General features: G+C 51.2%; 1 rRNA gene. It reads left to right on the top strand.

Annotation, left to right across the window (positions count from 1 at the left end):
- The first annotated feature begins 64 nt into the window (after nt 1-64).
- A 23S ribosomal RNA gene (locus L8I05_RS29350) occupies nt 65-2,956 on the top strand.
- Nucleotides 2,957-3,162: the final 206 nt, after the last annotated feature.

Raw genomic sequence — 3,162 nt, 5'->3', positions numbered from 1 at the left:
TGAGAAATTCGAATTTTCGGCGAATGTTGTCTTCACAGTATAACCAGATTGCTTGGGGTTATATGGTCAAGTGAAGAAGCGCATACGGTGGATGCCTTGGCAGTCAGAGGCGATGAAAGACGTGGTAGCCTGCGAAAAGCTTCGGGGAGTCGGCAAACAGACTTTGATCCGGAGATGTCTGAATGGGGGAACCCAGCCATCATAAGATGGTTACCTTACACTGAATACATAGGTGTAAGGGGCGAACCAGGGGAACTGAAACATCTAAGTACCCTGAGGAAAAGAAATCAACCGAGATTCCCTTAGTAGTGGCGAGCGAACGGGGACTAGCCCTTAAGTGGCTTTGAGATTAGCGGAACGCTCTGGAAAGTGCGGCCATAGTGGGTGATAGCCCTGTACGCGAAAATCTCTTAGTCATGAAATCGAGTAGGACGGAGCACGAGAAACTTTGTCTGAATATGGGGGGACCATCCTCCAAGGCTAAATACTACTGACTGACCGATAGTGAACTAGTACCGTGAGGGAAAGGCGAAAAGAACCCCGGAGAGGGGAGTGAAATAGATCCTGAAACCGTATGCGTACAAGCAGTGGGAGCAGACTTTGTTCTGTGACTGCGTACCTTTTGTATAATGGGTCAGCGACTTATTTTCAGTGGCGAGCTTAACCGAATAGGGGAGGCGTAGCGAAAGCGAGTCTTAATAGGGCGTCTAGTCGCTGGGAATAGACCCGAAACCGGGCGATCTATCCATGGGCAGGTTGAAGGTTGGGTAACACTAACTGGAGGACCGAACCGACTACCGTTGAAAAGTTAGCGGATGACCTGTGGATCGGAGTGAAAGGCTAATCAAGCTCGGAGATAGCTGGTTCTCCTCGAAAGCTATTTAGGTAGCGCCTCATGTATCACTGTAGGGGGTAGAGCACTGTTTCGGCTAGGGGGTCATCCCGACTTACCAAACCGATGCAAACTCCGAATACCTACAAGTGCCGAGCATGGGAGACACACGGCGGGTGCTAACGTCCGTCGTGAAAAGGGAAACAACCCAGACCGTCAGCTAAGGTCCCAAAGTTATGGTTAAGTGGGAAACGATGTGGGAAGGCTTAGACAGCTAGGAGGTTGGCTTAGAAGCAGCCACCCTTTAAAGAAAGCGTAATAGCTCACTAGTCGAGTCGGCCTGCGCGGAAGATGTAACGGGGCTCAAACCATACACCGAAGCTACGGGTATCACGTAAGTGATGCGGTAGAGGAGCGTTCTGTAAGCCTGTGAAGGTGAGTTGAGAAGCTTGCTGGAGGTATCAGAAGTGCGAATGCTGACATGAGTAACGACAATGGGTGTGAAAAACACCCACGCCGAAAGACCAAGGTTTCCTGCGCAACGTTAATCGACGCAGGGTTAGTCGGTCCCTAAGGCGAGGCTGAAAAGCGTAGTCGATGGAAAACAGGTTAATATTCCTGTACTTCTGGTTATTGCGATGGAGGGACGGAGAAGGCTAGGCCAGCTTGGCGTTGGTTGTCCAAGTTTAAGGTGGTAGGCTGGAATCTTAGGTAAATCCGGGATTCTAAGGCCGAGAGCTGATGACGAGTTAACTTTTAGTTAACGAAGTGGTTGATGCCATGCTTCCAAGAAAAGCTTCTAAGCTTCAGGTAACCAGGAACCGTACCCCAAACCGACACAGGTGGTTGGGTAGAGAATACCAAGGCGCTTGAGAGAACTCGGGTGAAGGAACTAGGCAAAATGGCACCGTAACTTCGGGAGAAGGTGCGCCGGTGAGGGTGAAGGACTTGCTCCGTAAGCTCATGCCGGTCGAAGATACCAGGCCGCTGCGACTGTTTATTAAAAACACAGCACTCTGCAAACACGAAAGTGGACGTATAGGGTGTGACGCCTGCCCGGTGCCGGAAGGTTAATTGATGGGGTTAGCTAACGCGAAGCTCTTGATCGAAGCCCCGGTAAACGGCGGCCGTAACTATAACGGTCCTAAGGTAGCGAAATTCCTTGTCGGGTAAGTTCCGACCTGCACGAATGGCGTAACGATGGCGGCGCTGTCTCCACCCGAGACTCAGTGAAATTGAAATCGCTGTGAAGATGCAGTGTATCCGCGGCTAGACGGAAAGACCCCGTGAACCTTTACTATAGCTTTGCACTGGACTTTGAATTTGCTTGTGTAGGATAGGTGGGAGGCTTTGAAGCGTGGACGCCAGTCTGCGTGGAGCCAACCTTGAAATACCACCCTGGCAACTTTGAGGTTCTAACTCAGGTCCGTTATCCGGATCGAGGACAGTGTATGGTGGGTAGTTTGACTGGGGCGGTCTCCTCCTAAAGAGTAACGGAGGAGTACGAAGGTGCGCTCAGACCGGTCGGAAATCGGTCGTAGAGTATAAAGGCAAAAGCGCGCTTGACTGCGAGACAGACACGTCGAGCAGGTACGAAAGTAGGTCTTAGTGATCCGGTGGTTCTGTATGGAAGGGCCATCGCTCAACGGATAAAAGGTACTCCGGGGATAACAGGCTGATACCGCCCAAGAGTTCATATCGACGGCGGTGTTTGGCACCTCGATGTCGGCTCATCACATCCTGGGGCTGAAGCCGGTCCCAAGGGTATGGCTGTTCGCCATTTAAAGTGGTACGCGAGCTGGGTTTAGAACGTCGTGAGACAGTTCGGTCCCTATCTGCCGTGGACGTTTGAGATTTGAGAGGGGCTGCTCCTAGTACGAGAGGACCGGAGTGGACGAACCTCTGGTGTTCCGGTTGTCACGCCAGTGGCATTGCCGGGTAGCTATGTTCGGAATAGATAACCGCTGAAAGCATCTAAGCGGGAAACTAGCCTCAAGATGAGATCTCACTGGAACCTTGAGTTCCCTGAAGGGCCGTCGAAGACTACGACGTTGATAGGTTGGGTGTGTAAGCGCTGTGAGGCGTTGAGCTAACCAATACTAATTGCCCGTGAGGCTTGACCATATAACACCCAAGCAATTTGACTACTCGAAAGAGCATCAGATTGCGGTGTGTGAAGACGAAATGAACCGAAAGTTCGACGCTCACAAAACACCGAAAGCTATCACATACCCAATTTGCTGAAGCGAGACCATTTGGTCACGACTCAGTACCCGAATTTCTTGACGACCATAGAGCATTGGAACCACCTGATCCCATCCCGAACTCAG

The organism is Pseudomonas sp. MONT-RG-20F-20-E-7-02 (assembly GCF_022662395.1).
In the GTDB taxonomy this organism is placed as follows: Bacteria; Pseudomonadota; Gammaproteobacteria; order Pseudomonadales; family Pseudomonadaceae; genus Aquipseudomonas.
This window is presented reverse-complemented; position numbering and strand designations above follow the sequence as displayed.